15 protein-coding genes are annotated in these 19,183 nt (G+C 64.3%); 6 read left to right on the top strand and 9 right to left on the bottom strand.

The window, feature by feature from the left end; genetic code table 11:
- The 5 genes from C5689_RS17180 to C5689_RS17160 form a co-directional block, all read right to left on the bottom strand.
- A partial coding sequence (locus C5689_RS17180; protein WP_146188414.1) for a histidine kinase dimerization/phospho-acceptor domain-containing protein occupies positions 1-2,078 on the bottom strand: 2,078 nt, incomplete at its 3' end.
- A gap of 136 nt (positions 2,079-2,214) precedes the next feature.
- Positions 2,215-3,177, bottom strand: coding sequence for a phosphatidate cytidylyltransferase (locus C5689_RS17175; protein WP_244594773.1), 963 nt, complete (start codon positions 3,175-3,177; stop codon positions 2,215-2,217).
- Positions 3,174-3,812 (bottom strand): lysophospholipid acyltransferase family protein, encoded by a 639-nt coding sequence (locus tag C5689_RS17170; protein WP_108918463.1) that lies wholly within the window; start codon positions 3,810-3,812, stop codon positions 3,174-3,176. The genes C5689_RS17175 and C5689_RS17170 overlap by 4 nt, the downstream gene beginning before the upstream one ends.
- A 79-nt stretch (positions 3,813-3,891) precedes the next feature.
- Entirely contained in the window at positions 3,892-5,649 is a 1,758-nt protein-coding gene (locus C5689_RS17165; protein ID WP_108918462.1) for a bifunctional alpha/beta hydrolase/class I SAM-dependent methyltransferase, read from the bottom strand.
- Complete coding sequence (locus tag C5689_RS17160; protein WP_108918461.1) at positions 5,646-6,263, bottom strand: CDP-alcohol phosphatidyltransferase family protein; 618 nt, start codon at positions 6,261-6,263, stop codon at positions 5,646-5,648. The genes C5689_RS17165 and C5689_RS17160 overlap by 4 nt, the downstream gene beginning before the upstream one ends.
- A 336-nt stretch (positions 6,264-6,599) precedes the next feature.
- On the opposite strand from C5689_RS17160, the gene C5689_RS17155 reads away from it, so the two are divergent.
- The 6 genes from C5689_RS17155 to C5689_RS17130 are packed head-to-tail and all read left to right on the top strand — an operon-like array spanning position 6,600 to position 12,678.
- Entirely contained in the window at positions 6,600-7,907 is a 1,308-nt protein-coding gene (locus C5689_RS17155; protein WP_108918460.1) for a glycosyltransferase family 2 protein, read from the top strand.
- Positions 7,904-8,605 (top strand): methyltransferase domain-containing protein, encoded by a 702-nt coding sequence (locus tag C5689_RS17150; protein WP_108918459.1) that lies wholly within the window; start codon positions 7,904-7,906, stop codon positions 8,603-8,605. The genes C5689_RS17155 and C5689_RS17150 overlap by 4 nt, the downstream gene beginning before the upstream one ends.
- Entirely contained in the window at positions 8,602-9,000 is a 399-nt protein-coding gene (locus tag C5689_RS18435; RefSeq protein WP_158271832.1) for a GtrA family protein, read from the top strand. The genes C5689_RS17150 and C5689_RS18435 overlap by 4 nt, the downstream gene beginning before the upstream one ends.
- A 4-nt stretch (positions 9,001-9,004) precedes the next feature.
- Positions 9,005-9,655 (top strand): class I SAM-dependent methyltransferase, encoded by a 651-nt coding sequence (locus C5689_RS17140; RefSeq protein ID WP_108918457.1) that lies wholly within the window; start codon positions 9,005-9,007, stop codon positions 9,653-9,655.
- A complete protein-coding gene (locus tag C5689_RS17135) occupies positions 9,640-10,842 on the top strand; it encodes a glycosyltransferase family 4 protein (protein ID WP_108918456.1) in 1,203 nt (400 codons plus the stop codon). The genes C5689_RS17140 and C5689_RS17135 overlap by 16 nt, the downstream gene beginning before the upstream one ends.
- A 27-nt stretch (positions 10,843-10,869) precedes the next feature.
- A complete protein-coding gene (locus C5689_RS17130) occupies positions 10,870-12,678 on the top strand; it encodes a hypothetical protein (RefSeq protein ID WP_146188413.1) in 1,809 nt (602 codons plus the stop codon).
- 41 nt (positions 12,679-12,719) lie between these two features.
- On the opposite strand, the gene C5689_RS17125 is transcribed toward C5689_RS17130, so the two are convergent.
- From C5689_RS17125 to C5689_RS17110, 4 genes are all read right to left on the bottom strand, one after another.
- On the bottom strand, positions 12,720-14,048 hold the full coding sequence (locus C5689_RS17125) for a TolC family outer membrane protein (protein ID WP_244594772.1): 1,329 nt from the start codon (positions 14,046-14,048) through the stop codon (positions 12,720-12,722).
- A gap of 139 nt (positions 14,049-14,187) precedes the next feature.
- On the bottom strand, positions 14,188-14,982 hold the full coding sequence (locus C5689_RS17120; RefSeq protein WP_158271831.1) for an efflux RND transporter periplasmic adaptor subunit: 795 nt from the start codon (positions 14,980-14,982) through the stop codon (positions 14,188-14,190).
- 52 nt (positions 14,983-15,034) lie between these two features.
- Positions 15,035-17,002, bottom strand: coding sequence for a preprotein translocase subunit SecA (locus tag C5689_RS17115; protein ID WP_244594771.1), 1,968 nt, complete (start codon positions 17,000-17,002; stop codon positions 15,035-15,037).
- 25 nt (positions 17,003-17,027) lie between these two features.
- On the bottom strand, positions 17,028-19,175 hold the full coding sequence (locus C5689_RS17110) for a PqqD family peptide modification chaperone (protein ID WP_108918464.1): 2,148 nt from the start codon (positions 19,173-19,175) through the stop codon (positions 17,028-17,030).
- Positions 19,176-19,183 lie beyond the last annotated feature (8 nt).

Here is a 19,183-nt window from a genome sequence, read left to right as displayed (position 1 = left end):
GCGCCATCGGCCTGGTGGAAGGCGCTGAAGACGGTTTCGATCTGGTCCGGCGCTATACCGACGCCAGTGTCCGAAACGGCGATCCGCACGCCGCCCTCCGCCGGCGAAGCGACGACGCGCACCTCGCCGCGATCGGTGAATTTCACCGCGTTTCCAACGAGATTGAACAGCACTTGAACCAGACGTCGACGATCGGCGCGGATGACGGGCGGCGTCGCGGGATCGGCTTCGACGACGAGAGCGACGGCTTTGCGCTCGGCCTGCGCGGCGAATGTCCGCGCCACCGAATTCAACATCTCGTCGAGGCGGATGCTCTCGTCGACGAGCTCGAGCTTTCCGGCCTCGATCTTGGCGAGATCGAGAATATCGTTGATCAAGGCGAGCAGATGATTGCCGCTCTCGCCGATGACTTTCGCCGATTCGATCTCGTCGGCGTCGAGCTTCTCGTCCTCGGCGAGCGTATTGGCGAGGATCAATATGCTGTTGAGCGGCGTGCGCAATTCGTGAGACATATTGGCCAGGAACTGCGATTTGTAGCGGTTCGTCTCGGCCAGCTCGTCGGCGCGCATTTCGGCTTCGAGCTTGGCGGCCTCGAGCGCTCCGGCCTGCTCCTCGAGCTTGCGACTCTTTTCCGCCAGCCGATCATTGGCGATCTGCAGCTCTTCTCGTTGAAGGCGAAGCTCTTCCTCGGATGTCTGCAATTCATCCGTCTGCGCGCGCAATTCTTCGGCCTGCGCGCTGGTTCGCGTCAGCAGCGCGCTGGTCTCGAGATTGCGCTCGAGCAGACCGAGATTGAGCGCGACAATGGGAACGACGAGGTCCAGCAGCTCGCGATGAATGTCGGGGAATTCGCCATAGCGGGCGAATTCGATCACGCCAGATATCCCTTCCGCCGCGCCGACCGGAACGCAGACGACGACATCCGGCGTTCCTGCGGACAATCCCGAGCCGATGAAATGGCTGCCGCGCGGCACATCGGTGACGACGATCATGCGCCGGCTGGCGACGCATTGCCCAGGCAAGCCTTCGCCGATCTCGAACGATCTGCTCAACGCCGCGCTCGCGTCGCAGGCATAGCCGCCGACGGCGTGGAATCTCTCCTTGTCGGCGTCGCGGACGAAGAAAAGCGCCAGTCCCGCCGAAAGCCGCGGCGCGAGAAAAGCGAGCAGCTGCTCGGCGAAGGCCGATGGCGTGGTCGCGAGCTGCAGCGCGATCGACAATTCCGCCAATTCGGCGTTCAGCGCACGGCGTCTCTCGCGGCGGATCAGCGCCTCTTTGAAGAATTGCAGCGCCGAGGCCATGACGCCGATCTCGTCGCGCGAGTCCTGCGCCGGAATGGCGACGGAAAGATCGCCCTCCGCCAATTGCCGCATGGCGCTGGTCATCGTCGTGATGGGCCGGATGATCGCCGCGCTGGTGAGGGCGGCGGCGACGAGGCCGATCACCAGAGCGACCGCCGAAGCCGCGACCGCGGCCGTCGCCGTCTGATCTATTTCCGTCGCGGCTCGCGGTCCGAGAGCGTCCTGCGCAGCGAAATTGGCGGATCGCATCGTCTCGATCGCGGAGTCCATAGCCGGGCCCAGCCGGTTCAGCAGATCCTGAAGCAGGCGATCTCTCTCATTGGTCTCGGCGTCGGCGCTGCGGCTCTTGTCGTCGCCATTCGCGAGCGGCCGGCCGAGCTTCACGAGCTCGAAAAAGGTCGCGACATAATCTCGCCCGTCGGCCTCTATGCGCCTCAAGACGTCCAGCGCCCGGCGATCGTCCTCGAACAGCCGCGTCGCCTCGGTGATCCCGGAAACGGACCGCGCCGCCTCGTCGCGCAATCGCCGGATCGATTCCTCGCGCCCCCCGAGGAGCCATTCGTCGGCGTGCAGCCGGATTTCGTCCAGATTGGTCTGGATGCGAGCGAGCGCGTTGTTTTGCCGCGCCAAGCGTCGATACTCGCCGAAATCGCTCCTGGCGGCGGTGAGCCCCTGATAGGAGATGGCGGCGACGGCGATCAAAAGGCAGATGAGCGCGCCGAAGCCGCCGGCGATCTTCGTCGGGATGCTGAACCGGCTGAGGAATGTCATCATCATCGGCTGCTCGCTGTCGCTCGCGAATTCCCCGGCGCCGTCATCCCGGCAAGAGCGCTACTATGCTCGCCTCGGCGGTCGCTGTCACTCTCCCCTTTGGAAACTCCCTTTCGTCTCGCGCGGACGATCGGCGCCGCGTCTAAAGAGTGTACCAATAGCGTATCAGATGAAAATAGACGGGCGCCGCGAATATCACGCTGTCGAGGCGATCGATCATGCCGCCATGGCCGCGGATCATATGCCCCCAGTCCTTGACTCCGCGATCACGCTTGATCGCCGACATCACCAGCCCGCCGAAGAATCCGAGCGCGCAGATCGCCAGCGCCATGCCGGCGGCGGCGAGCGGCGAGAAGGGCGTGATCCACCAAAGGGCCGCGCCGAGGAGCGTGGCCGTCGCGACGCCGCCGACGAGCCCCTCCCAAGTCTTGGACGGCGACAGATTGGGCGCCACTTTGTGACGTCCGAACAATTTGCCGAACACATATTGCAGCACGTCGGAGCCCTGCACGACGATCACCAGAAAAGCGATGAGCAGCAGCCCCTTTCCTTCATAGCCGGGGATGTCGAGGGTCAGCAGCGCGGGCACATGCGAAGGGAAAAATATGCAGATCATCATTCCCCATTGCAGAAAGGCGACGCGTCGCAGGAAATGCGTGGTGTCGCCGCGCAGCGCCGCCGCCATGGACAGGAACAGGAAGCCATAGACCGGCAGGAAGATCGAATAGAGCCCGTACCATTGGTCCCAGACGAGCCAATATTGGACCGGAATGCCGAGAAAGAAGACCGAGGCGAGCGCCCAGTGATCGCCTCGGCGCGTCGGGGTGAGCGTGACGAATTCGCGCAACGCGCCGAAGGAGGCGAAGGCGAAGAGCAGGATCACGCCGCCGAGGCCGAAGAGGAAGGAGAGCCCGATCGCCGCCACCATCACCCACCAAGCGGCGATGCGCTGGTTGAGATTGTCGATGGTCGGCGACGGCTCGCCCTCGGCGCGGCGGGCGAGCTCCCGACCAATGGCGGTCGCCACGACCAGAATGACGCCGACGCCGAGAAAGAGCCAGACGGCCGGATGCTGCGCGGCGAGGAAATCGACGATACGGGTCACGCGACGAGGTCCTTGGGCTTCAGAGCGAGCAGAGCGCCGCGCGCGCGATCGAGAAAAGCGGCGCGCTCCTCGGTCCGATCGACGGCGAGCGGCTCGCCGAATGTGACGCTGCACAGGAGCGGAATGGGCAGGAATTCGCCCTTGGGCATGACCCGCGAGATATTGTCGATCCACACCGGCACGAAGTCGATCTGCGGAAACGCCATGGCGAGGTGAAACAGGCCCGATCGCAGCGGCAGGAGAGGCTCCTCTCCGGTATTGCGCGTGCCCTCGGGAAAGAGAATCAGCGAGGCGCCCTCGTCGAGCGCCGCCGACATGGCCGCCATCGCGGCGTTGAGACGATCCACCCCTTTGCGGTCGATGGGCACGGCGCGGAACACTTCGCGTCCGATGAAGCCGCCGATCCCCCGGCCGTCCCAAATTTCGGCCGCAGCGACCGGCCGCGTGACCCGGCGCAGCTCCGGCGGCAGCACCGTCCAGATCAGCACGAAATCGCCATGGCTCGCGTGATTGGCGAAATAGACCCGCTGCCGCGGCTCCGGCCGGCAGCCGCGCCAATCGGCCGAAACGCCGGTGACAGCGCGCGCGAAGCCGGCGATGAGGCGCCGCGTGGCGGCGGCGGCGAGAGGTCTCATCGCAATCCGTCCTGCGCGAGGAGCGAGCGCCATGGCGGCGCGGCCGAGCGACGCGCATCCTTTTTCGAGTCGAGGGCTGTCACGCGGCCTCCGCTTCGCGCACCGCCAGCGATACGGTGAATATGCCCCAAGGATCGATGCGCTGCTCGATCTTGCGGAAGCCGGCGGCGGCGACCAGCTGATCCATCTCCGCCTGCGTGCGCCGCCGCATCACCCAGGCCTGCCCCTCGCGATGCGAGGTGAGCGCGCGGGCGATCATCTCGAGCTGCGGATGCCAGGGCTGGCCGGTGTAGACGAGATATCCGCCGGCGGGGATGGCGCGGCCGAGGCCGCCCAGCGAGCCGGCGACGAGCGCATTGTCGGGAAAAAGCTCATACAGACCGGAGACGATCGCCAATGTGGGGCGCGGCGAGAGGGCCGCGAGATCATCGCCGTCGAAAGCGTTCCCGCGCTCGAAACGGGCGATGTCGGCGAGGCCTTTTTCAGCGACCAGCTTCGCGCCCGCGGCGACATTGAGCTCGGAATAATCGCGCAGCAGGATCGACTCAGGCCGCTCGACGCCGGCGGTCAGCGCCTCGAGCACATAGCGCCCATGGCCGGCGGCGATGTCGACCACTCTGGCCGGCGCGCTGTTCGCCCGCAGACGAGCGAGCGCGAGGCGGATCAGCTCTTCGACATTCAGTTTTCGCCGCCTTATGCCGCGCCAGCCGATCGCGTCCAGATAGGCGCGATCGATCGCCCGTCCGATCGCGCCGACGCCATTGGCGGCGTCGCGATAGACGTAGTCCAGCGTCGAGCCGGAATCGAATCCGGTGGCGTGGCCCAATTTTATCCCCTCGGAGAGGAGGCCACCCAATTTCAGATTGGCGCGATAGGTCGACCACCAGAGGCTACGCGGCGACAAAGCGGGCAAGGGTGTCGCGAGCCGATCGGCCTCGTCGCGCGTGTAGCCGATGCGATCGGCGTCGCGAAGATCGATCGTCTCCAGCGGTTCGGCGAAGCGGGCGAGCAGAAAGCGGCGAATATCGGCCACGACGGGACCGCGATCGGCCTCCCCGAGCAGATCGTGATAGAGGCCGGGATATGTCCGCCGCTCCTTCGAACGGCTGCCGAGGCGCACGAAAAATTCATGCTGCGGGCCGGAACGAACGACGAAATCGGCGCCGGCGATCAGCACTTGAGTCGGAATGGCGATCGCCCGCGCATCCGCCGTCACACGTTCGGCCGCCTCATAGAGCCCGAGCAGACTATCGACCGAAATGGCGCGAGAGATCAGAGGATCGGCGTCGAAGCTCGCGCGCCGCGCCGGATCATGAGTGAGGAAGCGCGACTTCACATAGGAATTGACGTCGAAATCGCCGCGCAGACGGCGCAGCAGCGCCAGTCCCGGCCGCGCGAAAGGAACATAGAGCTTCGCCGAAAAGGCCGGCGCGGCGAGCGTCAGCGCGCGAATTCGCGGCGCATAGTCATGCGCCCAAGTCGCGGCGAGAACCGCGCCGACCGATTGCGCCACCACGGCGATATCGGCGCGCGCCACGCCATGGGCGCGCTCTATATGGGAGACGAAGCTCTCGACGTCGCGCACGCTATGAGAGAAGGACGGCGAATGACCGCGCGCGCCCGGCGAGCGGCCATGGCCGCGGGCGTCCCAGGCGTAGACGTCGAATTCGGGCAGATCGAGCTCGTCGACGAGATGCGCCATCCGGCCGCCATGCTCGTGACCGCGATGGAAGAGCGCCACCGCGCCCCGGCGTTCCGCCGTCGCCGGCCAGCGGCGATAGAAGAGCTCGACCCCGTCATGCGTCGTGAAACGACCGTCTTCGGCGATGCGTGTCATGCGACATCCTTTCGGAGCCCGGCCTCCGCCACCCCGCGACGGACTCGATTGATCGTGGTGACGACGAGAAGAAGCGAGAAGAACGGCATGATCCAGCCGGCCCATTGCGGCAGCGCGCCGAGCAGGCCGACGGCGAGGCCGAGCGCGCCGAAGGCGAATGCCCGATCGCTCTTGCCGAAGGGACCGTCATAGCGGCGGCCGGCCCCGGCGAGCGGCCCCATCACGCCGGCATATTCCGAGATGGCGGCGAGAAATATGACAGCGAAAACCCATGAGGGGTCGAAGGGCGCCACAGAGGCGAAGGGAATGACGAGCGCTGCGTCGGAGACGACGTCGCAGATCTCGTTGAGATAGATCCCGAGCAGCGACTGCTGCCGAAATTCCCGCGCCATCATCCCATCGACGGCGTTGAGCGCCATGCGCAGGAACAGCCACGGCGGCAGCACGAGAAAAAGCCCCGGCCGATCGCTCCACACGAGCGCCAGTCCGAGAAGGCAAGAAATCGCGGCGGTCGCGACAGTGACCCGATTGGCGGTGACGCCGTTCGCGACGGCCCGCGCGACCGCGGGCCTCAGCAAAGCCTGAAACCGCGGCTTCAATGCATAGAGAGTCATAGGAAACTCATAGGAAACGCGCCAATGGCCGAGGAAACGAGAACAGCGCCGGCAGTCTGCGTCAGATGAATTGACAAGTCTCGAGAAGCGAGCCTGCATGCTCGCTCTTCGAATTCTTGGGTTCAGATGAAGCAAATCACTAGTATCGAAGATTGAAAAGAAGCTTAAGCGACGCCTCGCGTCAAGGCCCTTCGAGGCGCCGGTAGAAGAATCGGAAAACGTCCATCCGGCGAGCGCGCGCGACGCGCTTCCCACGCGGCGAAAGCCAGCGGCTTTAACGAAATGCTAACCAATCTCTCGACATATCGTGAGCGTGGCTATCCGAGACTTTTGAGCATGACGCAGGTCGCTGTTTTAGGGAGCGCGTCCACCAAGATCGACGTATCGATCATAATGCCGTGTCTCGACGAGGCCCGCTGCCTGCCCGCCTGCATCGCCAACGCGCGGCAGGCGCTCGAGACGATGAGCCGCGAACTCGGATTGTCGGGCGAAATCGTGATCGCCGACAATGGAAGCCGCGACGGCAGCCAGCTGATCGCGCGCGCTCTCGGCGCGCGGGTCGTCGACGTCGAGCAGCTCGGATACGGCGCCGCGCTCATTGCAGGGCTCCGTTGCGCCAATGGCGCCTATCTCGTGATGGGCGACGCAGACGGCTCCTATGATTTTCGGGAATCGGTCGAAATGGTGCGCCGCCTCGCCGCCGGCGCTGATCTTTGCGTCGGCTCGCGCTTCAAAGGGCGGATAGAACGAGGAGCGATGCCCTGGAAAAATCGCCACATCGGCAATCCCGCGCTGACCTTCGTCTTGAATCTGTTTTTCCGCGCGGGCGTCAGCGACGCCCATTGCGGTTTGCGCGCCTTGACCAGCTCCTGTTTCGAACGGCTCGATCTCACGGGCCGCGGCATGGAGTTCGCGAGCGAGATGATCATCAAGGCGGCGCTCAAACAGCAGCATATCGTCGAGGTCCCGGTGACGCTCTCGCGCGATCGGCGCGATCGGCCCTCGCATCTGCGGCCGTGGCGCGACGGATGGCGACATCTGCGTTATCTCCTGATGTTCAGTCCCGACTGGGCATTCGCTGCGCCGGCCGCTCTGGCGATCGCAGTCTCCTTGGGGATATTGACGCTGACCGGCGTCGCCGCGCTGACCGAGAACAAATCGCCTTTCGGCAATTATTGGATGATTCTCGCAGGCTCTCTGCTCGGCCTCGGACACACCGCCGCAGTTCTCGCCGCCGCGACGCATTTCTATGGTCGGCGACAAGGTTTTCGCGCCCCATCCTGGTGGGAGGACAAGGTCGCCGATTGGTTCTCGCTGGAGACGATGCTCGTCGCAGGAAGCGTCTTCTTCGCTTCTGGCCTACTGATTCTCCTGTCTGTTTTCGGCTATTGGTCGAGCCGTAATTTCGAGCCGATCGGCACCGTTCTTCCCGCCGTCGTCGGCACGACGTTGATCGTGATCGGCGCGCAAAACGCGCTCGCCGGGTTCCTGCTGGCGATCGTCAATGGCCATGAAGCGAATTTCATCGACCGAGCCGAAGCCGAGACTTGGTCCGATACGCGACGACGCTCCGTGCGCTCGCCCATCGGGACCTGCGAGGACGTCGAGCGTCTCGATCGAGCGGCGAAGGCGGCCGATCGATGATCACGGAGGACGCCCGCCGTCACCTTCGTCCCCGCATTTTCGATACGGACTGGCTTTTGCTCCGCGCGATGCGCGCCAGCATCGAGAAAGTCGCCGCGCGGATCGTGCGGCCCGCCGTCGCGGTCGATTTGGGATGCGGCTCCGAACCTTACAAGCCTATCTTCGACGCGCTCGGCGCGACCTATCGCGGCGCGGATTTCGCGAATGCCGACATTGCGATTGATCCCAGTGGCCATGTCAACGCGCCCGATGCGAGCGCGGATATCGTCCTGTCGTTTCAAGTACTGGAGCATGTCGCCGATGTCGGCTCCTATCTCGGCGAAGCGCATAGGCTGCTGCGCGCCGACGGCCGGCCGATTTTATCGACACATGGCAATTGGTTCTACCATCCGCATCCAGAGGACTATCGCCGTTGGACGCGACCCGGCCTGCTGACGGAGCTCGCCGCACATGGATTCGAGTCCATCGAATGCGCGCCTCTGATCGGGCTGCCCGCCTGGACGACGCTGCTCAGGCTGACTTGCGGCTACCATGCCCTCGCAAAGCTGCCGATCCTCGGCCGCGTCATCGGCCGAACGCTCGCCATAGCCCTCAATTTTCGCGCATTGCTCGAAGACGCGATCACACCGGACTGGGTCACGCGCGACAATGCATGTGTATACCTCGTGCTGTGTCGGCCGATCCGGCTCTCCCCATGAGATTTCCGCGCTTTATCCTCGTCGGCGGGCTCTGCGCGCTTCTCAACAACGTCTCCGTCATCGGCTTTGGTTTCGTCGGCGTTCATTATATCTCGGCGACGCTTCTCGCATTCGGGCCGATACTCGTCATCGGATACGTCCTCCATTCTTCGATCACCTTCGACGCAGCGGCGTCCTGGCCCTCCTTTGCGCGCTACGCTCTCACCATGCTCGCCAATTGTCCGCTCTGGTTCGCGTCTCTCTATATTCTCGGCGATCTCGCCGATCTCCCCATGGCGATCGCGGCGCCACTCGCCACGATTCTGATAACGCTCTGGAATTACAACTGCACGAGATGGGCGCTGTCGCGCGTCCGCGCGCCCCTGCAGGGACTGCGTTCCACGAGCCGAGGATAATTGCATGGAACGCTTCACGCTCGATGATCTGATGCGCTGCATGTCGCCCCATGCGCCTGTCTATTCCTGGCGCAGCCCGATCTATCAATTTGTGGCTCTCTCCAATCTGCGTCGCGTATGGGACAAATCGCATCGTCGCGCCCTCGATGTCGGCGGCGGCACCGGGCTCCTCGCCCATACGATCAAGTCGCTGTTCGGCCTCGATCACATCGCCTCCGTCGACGTCGAAAACCGATTCCTGCCGTCGCTCGATGTCGAAACGTCCATCTATGACGGCCGCACGCTTCCATTTCCCGATAATTCCTTCGATTGCGTCATCCTCTTCAATGTTCTGCATCATGTTCCGGCTCCGCTTCGCCGTCCTCTGATGCGCGAATGTCGCCGCGTCGCCGGCGCAGGCCCTCTCTACATCAAGGATCATCTTTCTACTGGCCTGCTCGACACCGCGCGGCTCACCGCGCTCGATCTCATCGGCAATCTTCCCTTCAACGGAATGGTGAGCGCCTCCTATCTCTGCGCCGAAGATTGGCGGACGCTCGCGCATGACGCCGGCTATGCGTACGAAATCGTCTCCGACGGCGACTATCGTCGCGGCGTCGAGGCGATGGTCTTTCCCAATCGCCTCGAAACGAGCATGAAATGGCGACCGATCTGACCGACCGCGCGAAGATGCGCAGCCCTGTCATCCGACTCGCCATGCTGTCGCACTACTTCGAAACGCGTCGCGGCGGCGTCGAGATCGTCGCCGGCGCGCTGGCGAGGGCCTTGTCGCCGCTCGGCTTCGAAATCGCCTGGCTCGCGACCGGAAAAAGCAATGGCGGCGACCCGTCGTCCAACCCCGCGCAGCGCGAGCTGCCCGCCTCCGACATCGTCGAGCGGATCGCCAAAATTCCCTATCCGCTTCTGTTTCCGAGCGCCTTTCGCTCGATCTTCGCGCAAGTGCGCAACGCCGACGTCGTCATCGTCCATGACGCGCTCTATTTGACCAGCGTCGCCGCATTTTTCGCGGCGCGCTTGTTTCGCAAGCCGCTCCTCGTCGTACAGCATATCGGCGTCGTTCCCTATCGCAATCCCATTCTCCGATCGCTCATGGCGATCGCCAATCGACTCGTCGCCGTTCCGCTTCTGAGCCGCGCCGATCAGATCGTCTTCATCAGCGATCTCACGCGACGCTATTTCGAAGCCATCCCCTATCGCCGCCCGCCTCGGCTCGTCTTCAACGGCGTCGACGCCGACATTTTCTTTCCTCCCGAATCGGAAGCCGAAAGGGCTACGGCGCGGGCCGATCTCGGCCTGCCCGCCGCCGGTCCTATCGCTCTTTTCGTCGGACGCTTCGTCGAAAAAAAGGGCCTGCTCCGACTCGAGCGTCTGGCGCGAGAACGTCCCGACATCTTGTTCGTCTTCGCCGGCTGGGGCGCCATCGATCCTGCGCAATGGCAACTGCCCAACATACGCGTTTATCGAAATTTAGCGGGCGCGTCGCTCGCCCCCCTCTATCGCGCCGCCGACCTATTGCTGCTGCCGAGCGTCGGTGAAGGCTTTCCGCTCGTCATACAAGAAGCGCTCGCCTGTGGTCTGCCGATCGTCTGCGGCGCAGACACCGCCGCCGCAGATGAAGCCGCCGAACCACTTCTGACCAAGGTCGTCATCGACGACGAGGCTCCGCGAGCGACTGCGGCGGCGCTCGCAGCGGCGACATCCCGGCTGCTCGAGCCGGATGAGAACCCGAGGCGATCGCGTCTCGCACGCGCCGAATTCTGTCGCTCGCGATATTCTTGGAGCGCTTCGGCGGAGCGCTATGCGACGCTTTTGAGGCGACTGGTCGCACATCCAGAACCATAGCCGAAGCGCCAACGATAGAGAGAAACGATGTCCGACCTCGATACGTCTTGCGACGCAGAACGCCGGAACGCGGCATTTCATCGGACATTGAAGGGCGCGACGATCATTTCATCGGCGCTCGTCCTTTTCGGCGTCGGCGTCGCCTCCCTGACCGAGCCTGTCTATATCGACACAGTGAGGCAGCCGAAGTTCGTTTGGCTGACGACCTATTTTTTTCGCAGTCAGGATGCGCCATGGCTCATCGGCGTCGCCCTTCTCCTCGCGATCCTCGCCATCGCGCGGCCGACATTTCCTCGGAGCTTCGGCTGTCTCGAGAAACCGTCTCGCCGCGTCACGGCCGTCTCGCTGCTCGCGCTTCTCGTTCTCGTTTGCGGAGTCGTCGGAACGCATTCGATATTTCACGACTATCATCTGTCGCGCGATGAAATATTGGCGGAATTCGACGCGACGATCTTCCGCTCTGGTCATTTGATCGCGCCCATCGCTCCCGAGCATCGCCCCCTCGCGACGGCGCTCGCGCCGACTTTCATGGTCCCGATCGACCAGATCGATGGATTCGTTTCCGCCTATCTGCCGGGCAATGCGGCGTTGCGCGCGCTCGTCGGCTTCATCGATCCGGCCGCAACCAATCCACTTCTCGCCGCCTTCGCCGTCATCGCCGTTTTTGCAGTCGCGCGCCGCCTCTGGCCGTCCGATCCGGCTCCGGCGCTCGTCGCCGCCGTGCTGACGGCGACCTCCTCGCAGCTGATCGTCGGCTCGATGACGAGCTACGCGATGACCGCCCATCTTACTCTCGACATGCTCTGGCTCTGGCTATTTCTACGCGACGACAAAGCCGGACACGCCGCCGCGATCATCGTCGGGGCCTTCGCGATCGGACTTCATCAAACGATCTTTCATCCGCTCTTCGCCGCGCCATTCATTCTGCGTCTTTGGATATCGCAGCGGCGAAGCGTCGCCGCGGCCTATATCGGCTCCTATGCGATCGCGCTTCTCTTTTGGATCGGCTATTGGCAATTGCTCGCCTTATGGCGCGGCGTCTCCATGGAAACGTCGGACGAGGTCGGACTCGTCTATTTCATCGCGCGCGTCCTCGTCCTTCTGACGAGCTTCCAATGGTCGGGCGCCGATCTCATGGCGAAGAACATTCTGCGATTCGTCGTCTGGCAAAATCCTGTTCTCCTGCCCTTGGTCATTCTCTCCTACACGCAGATACGCGAAGGTTCCGGAATCGCCCGGGAGCTCGCGGCCGGCGTCTGCCTCACGCTCATCGCCATGTTCATCGTCCTCCCCTATCAGGGTCATGGCTGGGGATATCGCTATTTGCACGGGCTGCTCGGAAATTTTTCGCTGCTCGCGGCCTATGGATGGGTCGACCTCGCCGCGCGCGCGAATGCACGCGCTAGCCGAGAGCTCGGATCGACGCTGGCGATCGGCTGCGTCATCGGCGCGCTCGTTCTGCTTCCCGCCCATCTCATCCAAGCGCAGCGCTTCGTCGAACCCTATGCGAGGGCCGCCGAAGCGATCGCTCGTACCGACGCGGATTTCGTGATCGTCGACAAGTCGCGACTTTTGTTCGCCGCCGACCTCGTTCGCAATGACCCTTTCTTGCGAAACAGGCCGAAAATTCTCGATCTCACCTATCTAGAGGAAGACCAGATTCGCGCTCTTTGCGCGACGAATGAGATCGCTCTCTTTGAAAAGGCGGACGCGACCGCGCTCGGCGTTTCGCGTCACGACGAGGCGACGAAGACCGATGACGACATGCTGGGCCGCAAGCGAAGGCTCATGTCGGATCTGCGCTGCGGCGACGATATGGGCCAGCGAAGTCGATGAGCCGCCGCTGATATTGCGTGAGACCGAAAGGCGCCTCCGCCTTATCTCCCGTCCGGCGTGTCCATGCCGACCCAAAGATCGCGCACGCGCTCCAGATTTTTCGCCGGATCGTAGCGTTCGACATCGAGACTGAGGCCATCTGCCGACAAGCCGCCGATCGCCGCGAGCGCCGAACAGGCGGCGACGACACGATCATGTTGCGCAGAGACCATTTTGACGCGCGCGTCGAACAGCGCCTGTTGCGCATTCAGCACGTCGAGAAGCGTTCGCTGGCCGAGCTCGGCCTCATTGCGGATCTGCGCCAAAGCCGTTTCAGTGGAGCGCACCAATGTTCCGCCATAGCGCATCGCGGCCTTCGCCGCAGCGAGGCGGCTGAAGCTCATGGCGAGCTTGGCGCGAATTGCGCTGCGCTGAGCCGCGACATGCGCATGCGCCTGCCCGAGCTGCTGTTTGGCCTGCCTGACGGCCGAATATTCGGCGCCGCCATCGTACAATGGCACGTTCAATGTTCCCGTCACCTGCGCCGAAAACTGCCTGGTGCCGGGATAGCCGAGATAAGAATCATATTGCTGATAGACTTGGCCGCCCACGGAAAAAGACGGCATCAGCGCGCCCTCGGCGACTTTCACCGCCATTGTCGCCATGTCCACACTATGCAGCGAGGCGACCACCTGCGGATGCGCGAGGACCGCGCGCTGCACGGCGCCTTCGACGCTCCCCGGCAATTCACGCTCGCAGCCCTGCGCGGGCTCGAGCCGGTTCGGTGCACGACCGATCACTTCGCTATATTCGGCCACGCTCGCCCGCAGCGCTTCGCGCGTCGCGGCATGATCGGACGCCGCCTGTGCGAGCGCCGCCTCCGCCTGCGCGACATCGGCCGGGGTCGCCATGCCCATTTCGGCGCGATCATGCGCAACGCGCAACTGCTCCGCGAGAACGGCCCGATTATGCCTGCGCAGACCGAGCACGGCTGTGTCGCGCAGCACGTCCATATAAACAGTGACGCCGCGCAGCAGCACTTCCTGTTCCGCCGCGAGCAGCGTCGCCCGCGCCGCGAGCACGCCGGCTTCCGCCTGACGCATCGAATTGTCCGAGCGCCATCCGTCGAAGACGGTCAGCGAGAGATTCAATGTGCCGCTGCGCGGATAGCCGAAATTATTATCGTCGGTATAGAGGCGATTGCGCAGCTGATCGCGACCGCCGGGCTGGCGGACGCTCGATTTTTGCGGTCCTGCGCTGAGGGAGACATTCGCCCTCGGCCGATGTCCAGCCGCCGCTTTGGACACGTCCTCGTCGCGGATGCGCGCGATCACGCGCTGCTCCTCGAGGTCGGGATTATTGGCGTAGGCCGAGGCCAAAGCGCTCTTCAATGTGTCCGCACCCGCGTCTTGTGCGCCGAGCGCGGCAAGGCAGAACAATGATGCGCGAAGGCGCCGCACGCAGCCTCCGACGACACGCTTTTGGGCGGGACCGCTCGTCATGACGTCGCCACGAGATATGCGCCCACCGTCATTCGATGTCCCTTCCGCGCGACGCATCGTCGAAATTGATCTTGCAGCGCTGACCCGCCGGCAGTCGATTGTCTGGATTGGGCAGCACGAGGCGAACGCCGAATGTCGCGCTCGCGGGATCGAACACATGATCGACGACCGCTACGGTCGCCACATGGCTTCCGCCGATCGGCTCATCGGGAAGGACCATGGCGGTCGCGCCGACTTTCACCTGCGGATACATGGCGACAGGCAGAAACGCCTCGACATGCAACGGATCGAGATGAACGACGCTCATGATGAAATTGTCCTGATGGACATATTCGCCCGACGACAATTTACGCTCGCCGATCACGCCGGCGACGGGGCTGCGTATCGTCCTTTGCTCCAGCAGAGCGCGAGATCTCGCCACCTCAAGCTCGGCGAGGCGCAGCTCGACCTTCTCGCGCGCGAGCTCTTCTTCGGCGACGCGCGTATCTGCTTTTTGTTCGTCCAATTTGTCGCGCGTGAAGCTGTTCCGCTCGTACAGCTCGCGCGCGCGCCCCATGCGCGCTCTGCTGAGCGCCAAGCGCGCGGCCTGCGCCTCGACGCGCGCCGCGCTCGCCGCGCGGGCCCGATTCAATTCCAGCGTCGCCACCTCGACGCTCGACTCGAGCCGCGCCACCACTTGGCCGGCGACGATCGTATCGCCGCGGTCGACCAGCGTCTCCGCGAGCAATCCCGGAGTCGGACTGCCGAGCTTGATCGTCATCGCCGGATCGATGACGCAATCGAAACGTCGGTTCTCGGCGCGCGCCGGCTGCGCCGCTGCCAAACTACAGATCGCGAGCGTCGCCGCGGCGATCCGCGCGCGCGAAATTCGAGGGCTATTCGGCGTTACCTGTGAAGGCGAGCGCATGGTCGAGAGTCTCGTCTCTATCCAATAATTCGCGACGCATACGAGCATGAAGGCGCTCGGCGCGCCTTTGCGCGGCGCGAAGAGCAAAGCGCGCGGGCCACGACCAGCCGGCGCGAATCATTACGTAATTCAAGTATCGTTCAAAAGGTAAAGCGTTGGTGTCCGTAACGCCGTCGTCGAGCGACAGGATCGCCTGAAAGGCGCCGCGCTGTCCTTGTCGAGCGCAGCGCCCCGCGAGCTGGCGATCGATCCTGCGGGCGTCATGACGCTCCGACATGATGACATGCAGTCCGCCCAAATCGATCACGTCGGCGTCGAGCTTTATGTCTGTGCCGCGGCCAGCCATATTGGTCGCGACCGTGATGCGCCCGCGCCGGCCCGCCGCGGCGACGATCTCCGCCTCGGCGGCATCCTGCGCCGCGTTGAGGACGACATGCGGCAGGCCCGCCGCGGTCAGACTTGCGCTCGCCCGGCGCGACGACGCCACCGATCTCGTGCCGAGCAGCACGGGCGCGCCGCGGCGATGATGCTCGGCGATCGTCTCGACGACGACGCGCCATTTTTCGGCCTCCGTCGCGACGACCCTCTCCTGCAGCAGAACGCGCTGCGACGGTCTGTTGGTCGGCACGCGTGCGACTGTGAGCCGATAGACTCGCCACAGCTCGCTCGAGACCTCCGCCGCCGTTCCCGTCATGCCCGCGAGGCGCTGATAGCGCCGAAAGAAGCGCTGATAGGTCATTCTCGCGATGGTCGCGCGCACGCCGGAGAGAGCGCAGCCCTCCTTGATCTCGATCATCTGATGGAGCCCGTCGCTCCAGAATCGATCCGCCATGACGCGCCCGGTATATTCGTCGACGATCTCGACCTTGCCGCCGCGCACGATGTAATGCTCGTCGCGACGGAAGAGGCGCGAGGCGACGATCGCCTGAAGCGCCCATTCCTCCCGCTGGGAGGGCGCCCGCCAGGCGCCGCCGAAAGGCTCGGCCAGCTCGCCGAGAAATGTTCGCCCGGCTGCGGTGAGATCGACGCGCCGCTCGACGAGACCGATCCGATAGTCGCGGCCCTCGCGCATCCGTCCGGCGATCTCGAGCGCCTGGACGAATGTCTCGCGATCGAAGGCCGGGCTCAGCTCTCGCGACAGAATGAGCGGCGTGCGCGCTTCGTCGATGAGAATGCTGTCGGCTTCGTCCACGATCGCGAAATGCAGGCCGCGCAGCAGCAGCTCGTGCGTTCGACCCGTCGGCGCGACGAGATTTTCGAGCTTGCGCCGTAGATTGCCGCTGCGGCGGCCAAGCGTCAGCCGATCGCGCAAATAATCGAAAGCGAGAGTCTTGTTCGTGCAATAAGCGATCTCGCAGGCATAGGCCGCGCGTTTTTCTGCCGCCTCCATTTCCTGCGTCGCCACGCCGACGCGCAGCCCGAGAAATTCATAGAGCGGCCGCATCTGCTCGGCGTCGCGGCGCGCGAGATAATCATTGGCCGTGACCACATGGGTGGGGACGCCGGCGAGCGCCGCGGTCGCCGCGGCCAGAGTCGCCGTGAGCGTCTTGCCTTCGCCCGTGTCCATCTCGGCGATCATCCCGCCGAGCAGAATATTGCCGCCGATCAGCTGCACGTCGAAATGCCGCATCCCCAGCACACGATCGGACGCCTCGCGGATCACTGCGAAAGCTTCCGCGATCGCGTCGGGATCGCGCGCGCGACAATGATGCAGCTTTTCCCGCAGCCCCCGCGCCAGCGCCCGGAGCTCGGCGTCGGACGCAGCGCGGAGCGCCGCCGCCTCATGCGCCGCGACGCGCTCGACGACAGAGGCGGCCGCGCGCCCCTCGAGCCGCCCGATCTGCGGCGCCAATCGCGCCGCCATCGCTTCGGCCGCCTGCTCCAGCGGCCCGGAGCGCGGCCAGCGGCGCTCGGGATAGAGACACGGCCGCGGCAATGGGCGGCTCGCCGGCGACGAGACGTCAGACACCGAATTGCCTCAACAGCAATTGCCGCGACGCGCGCCAGAGGCGCCGGGCGATCGGCTCCGCGCCATGATCGAAACGCACATAGACGCGTTCGCCGATATTCATTTGCTCGTCCTGCGGCGCGACGCGCAGATCGATATGGAACTGCGATTCGAGCGCGCGCGGCGCGTCGGTCCGCGTCGGATCGAGCGCGATATCGCCGCCCCCGCGCCTGCTGAGCGCGAGACTCGGCAATTCGTCCATAGCCGCCGGCGCTTCGCGCTGAACGATGGCGCCGACCACGCGGTCGATGCGTCCGGCGAATCTGATCTCGACCTTGTTCGTCCGGTTGCGGACGAGATCTATATCTGACTGCGGAACCACGACGCGCACGATGGGGTCGCCGCTCGCGACGACATAGCCGAGAAGATCGCCTTTTTTGACGAATTTTCCGGGAAGGTCCGCCGCGCGCGGCAGAACGAGGCGGCCGGAGCGCTCGGCGACGATCGCGAGATCGGCCATGCGCTGGCGGTTGAGCGCCAGAGCGCCTTCGAGCCGCCGCAGCTCCTCGCGAAATATATTGGCCTGCACCAGATCGGAATTGGCGACCGCCTCGAGCCGCAGGCGATAAGCCTCGGTCTGCGCCTCCAACACCGCCGTCTCACCGAGCAGCGCCGGGTCCCTCGAGGTCGCGACGCGCGTCCCAGCCTCGATATGGCTGTCCTCCGCCGAAAGCGCGTCGACCACCTCGCCATCGGCGCGCGCGCGCAGCGTCGACTTCTCGGGAATGGCGACGACGCCCTGCGCCAAGGTCGCATAGGGCGCGGGAACGATCATAGCCAGAACGAAAAGCAGCGTGATCGACAGGCCGGTGACCAGAATCGCCCTGCCCCGCACCCGCTGCAGCTGCGGATCGGAAAGCAAGCGATAGACGCCTTTTCCGATCGGCAGCGCGAGACCTGCGACCAGCCCCCAGAGCGCGAGCAGAATTCCGATGATGAAGAGTCGGGAACCGACGAACAAGGCGACGCCGAAGGTCACCGACATGCGATAGAAGAAGGACGCCGTCGCATAAGCGACGAGCCAGGGCGCCTCCCCCGGCGCGGTCGCCGGCGACGCCAGATGCTCGGCGCCGAAGGCGTAGCGCTGCAGCAGATACAGCACATAGGCGTTGGCGCGGGCGCCGAGATTGGGAATCTCGATCAGATCGGCGAGCACATAATAGCCGTCGAAACGCAGGAGCGGATTGCCATTGACCAGCAATGTCGACGCGCTGCCGATCAGCATCACGTCGAAGGCCGTAGCGCGCACATAGCCTTTTTCGACGAGAGCCCAGATGATCATCGCCACGGCGGCGAGGAACATTTCGACCATTATTCCCGCCGCGCCGACGATGATGCGGCGCCGCTTCTCCTGAAACGCGGCGGAGGCGGAAGCGTCGACATAGGGCACAGGCATCAGCACGAGCAGCATGACGCCCATCTCATGCACCTCGCCGCCCCAGCGCGCGGTCGCCATGCCATGGCCGATCTCATGAAGCGCTTTGACGAGAGGATAAACGAGCAGCAATAGGACGACATTTTCGGAGGACAGAACGCGATCGGCGACATTATGCGTCAGCGCGCTCCAATGCAGCCCCGCGAGCGCGAGCCCGACGGCGATCGTGACGAGCCAGAAGGCGAAGCCCCACCAGCCGAACACAAATCTCGCCAGAGGCGCCATAGCGGCGAGGAAACGGTCTGGATCGAAGAGTGGAATGCGGATCGCGAGCGGATTGCGGACATTCTGGACGAAATTGCAACGATTGCGCATTTCCGCCCGATGCGCCAATTCGCCCATGTCCGGCGGAACGTCGCCGATCAGCAGATCGGCCGCGTGAACCTGCGCGAGAAGGCGGATCGTCTCGTCCTGCGTCGGCTGGTCGTCGCCATAGCGCTCGCCCATCATCCGCCAGATCTCTTCGACCGTGCGGCGGCCGTCCATGAGACAAACGATATTGTGCGCGAGCGGCGACAGACGATGAAACTGGCCGTTCTGCCGGTCCTGCAGCACATACCAGAGCTGGCCTCTATGGCGCTGCCGATGAATCCTGGCGTGGGCGCGCAATCTCGGCTTGAGATCGGCGACGCGATACCAGGAGGCGCTGCGCAGCGGCGAGGCCATGTCCGCTC

The organism is Methylosinus sporium (assembly GCF_003113265.1).
In the GTDB taxonomy this organism is placed as follows: domain Bacteria; phylum Pseudomonadota; class Alphaproteobacteria; order Rhizobiales; family Beijerinckiaceae; genus Methylosinus; species Methylosinus sporium.
The sequence above is the reverse complement of the archived record's forward strand: the minus strand, read 5'-3'. Positions and strand labels throughout refer to the sequence as shown.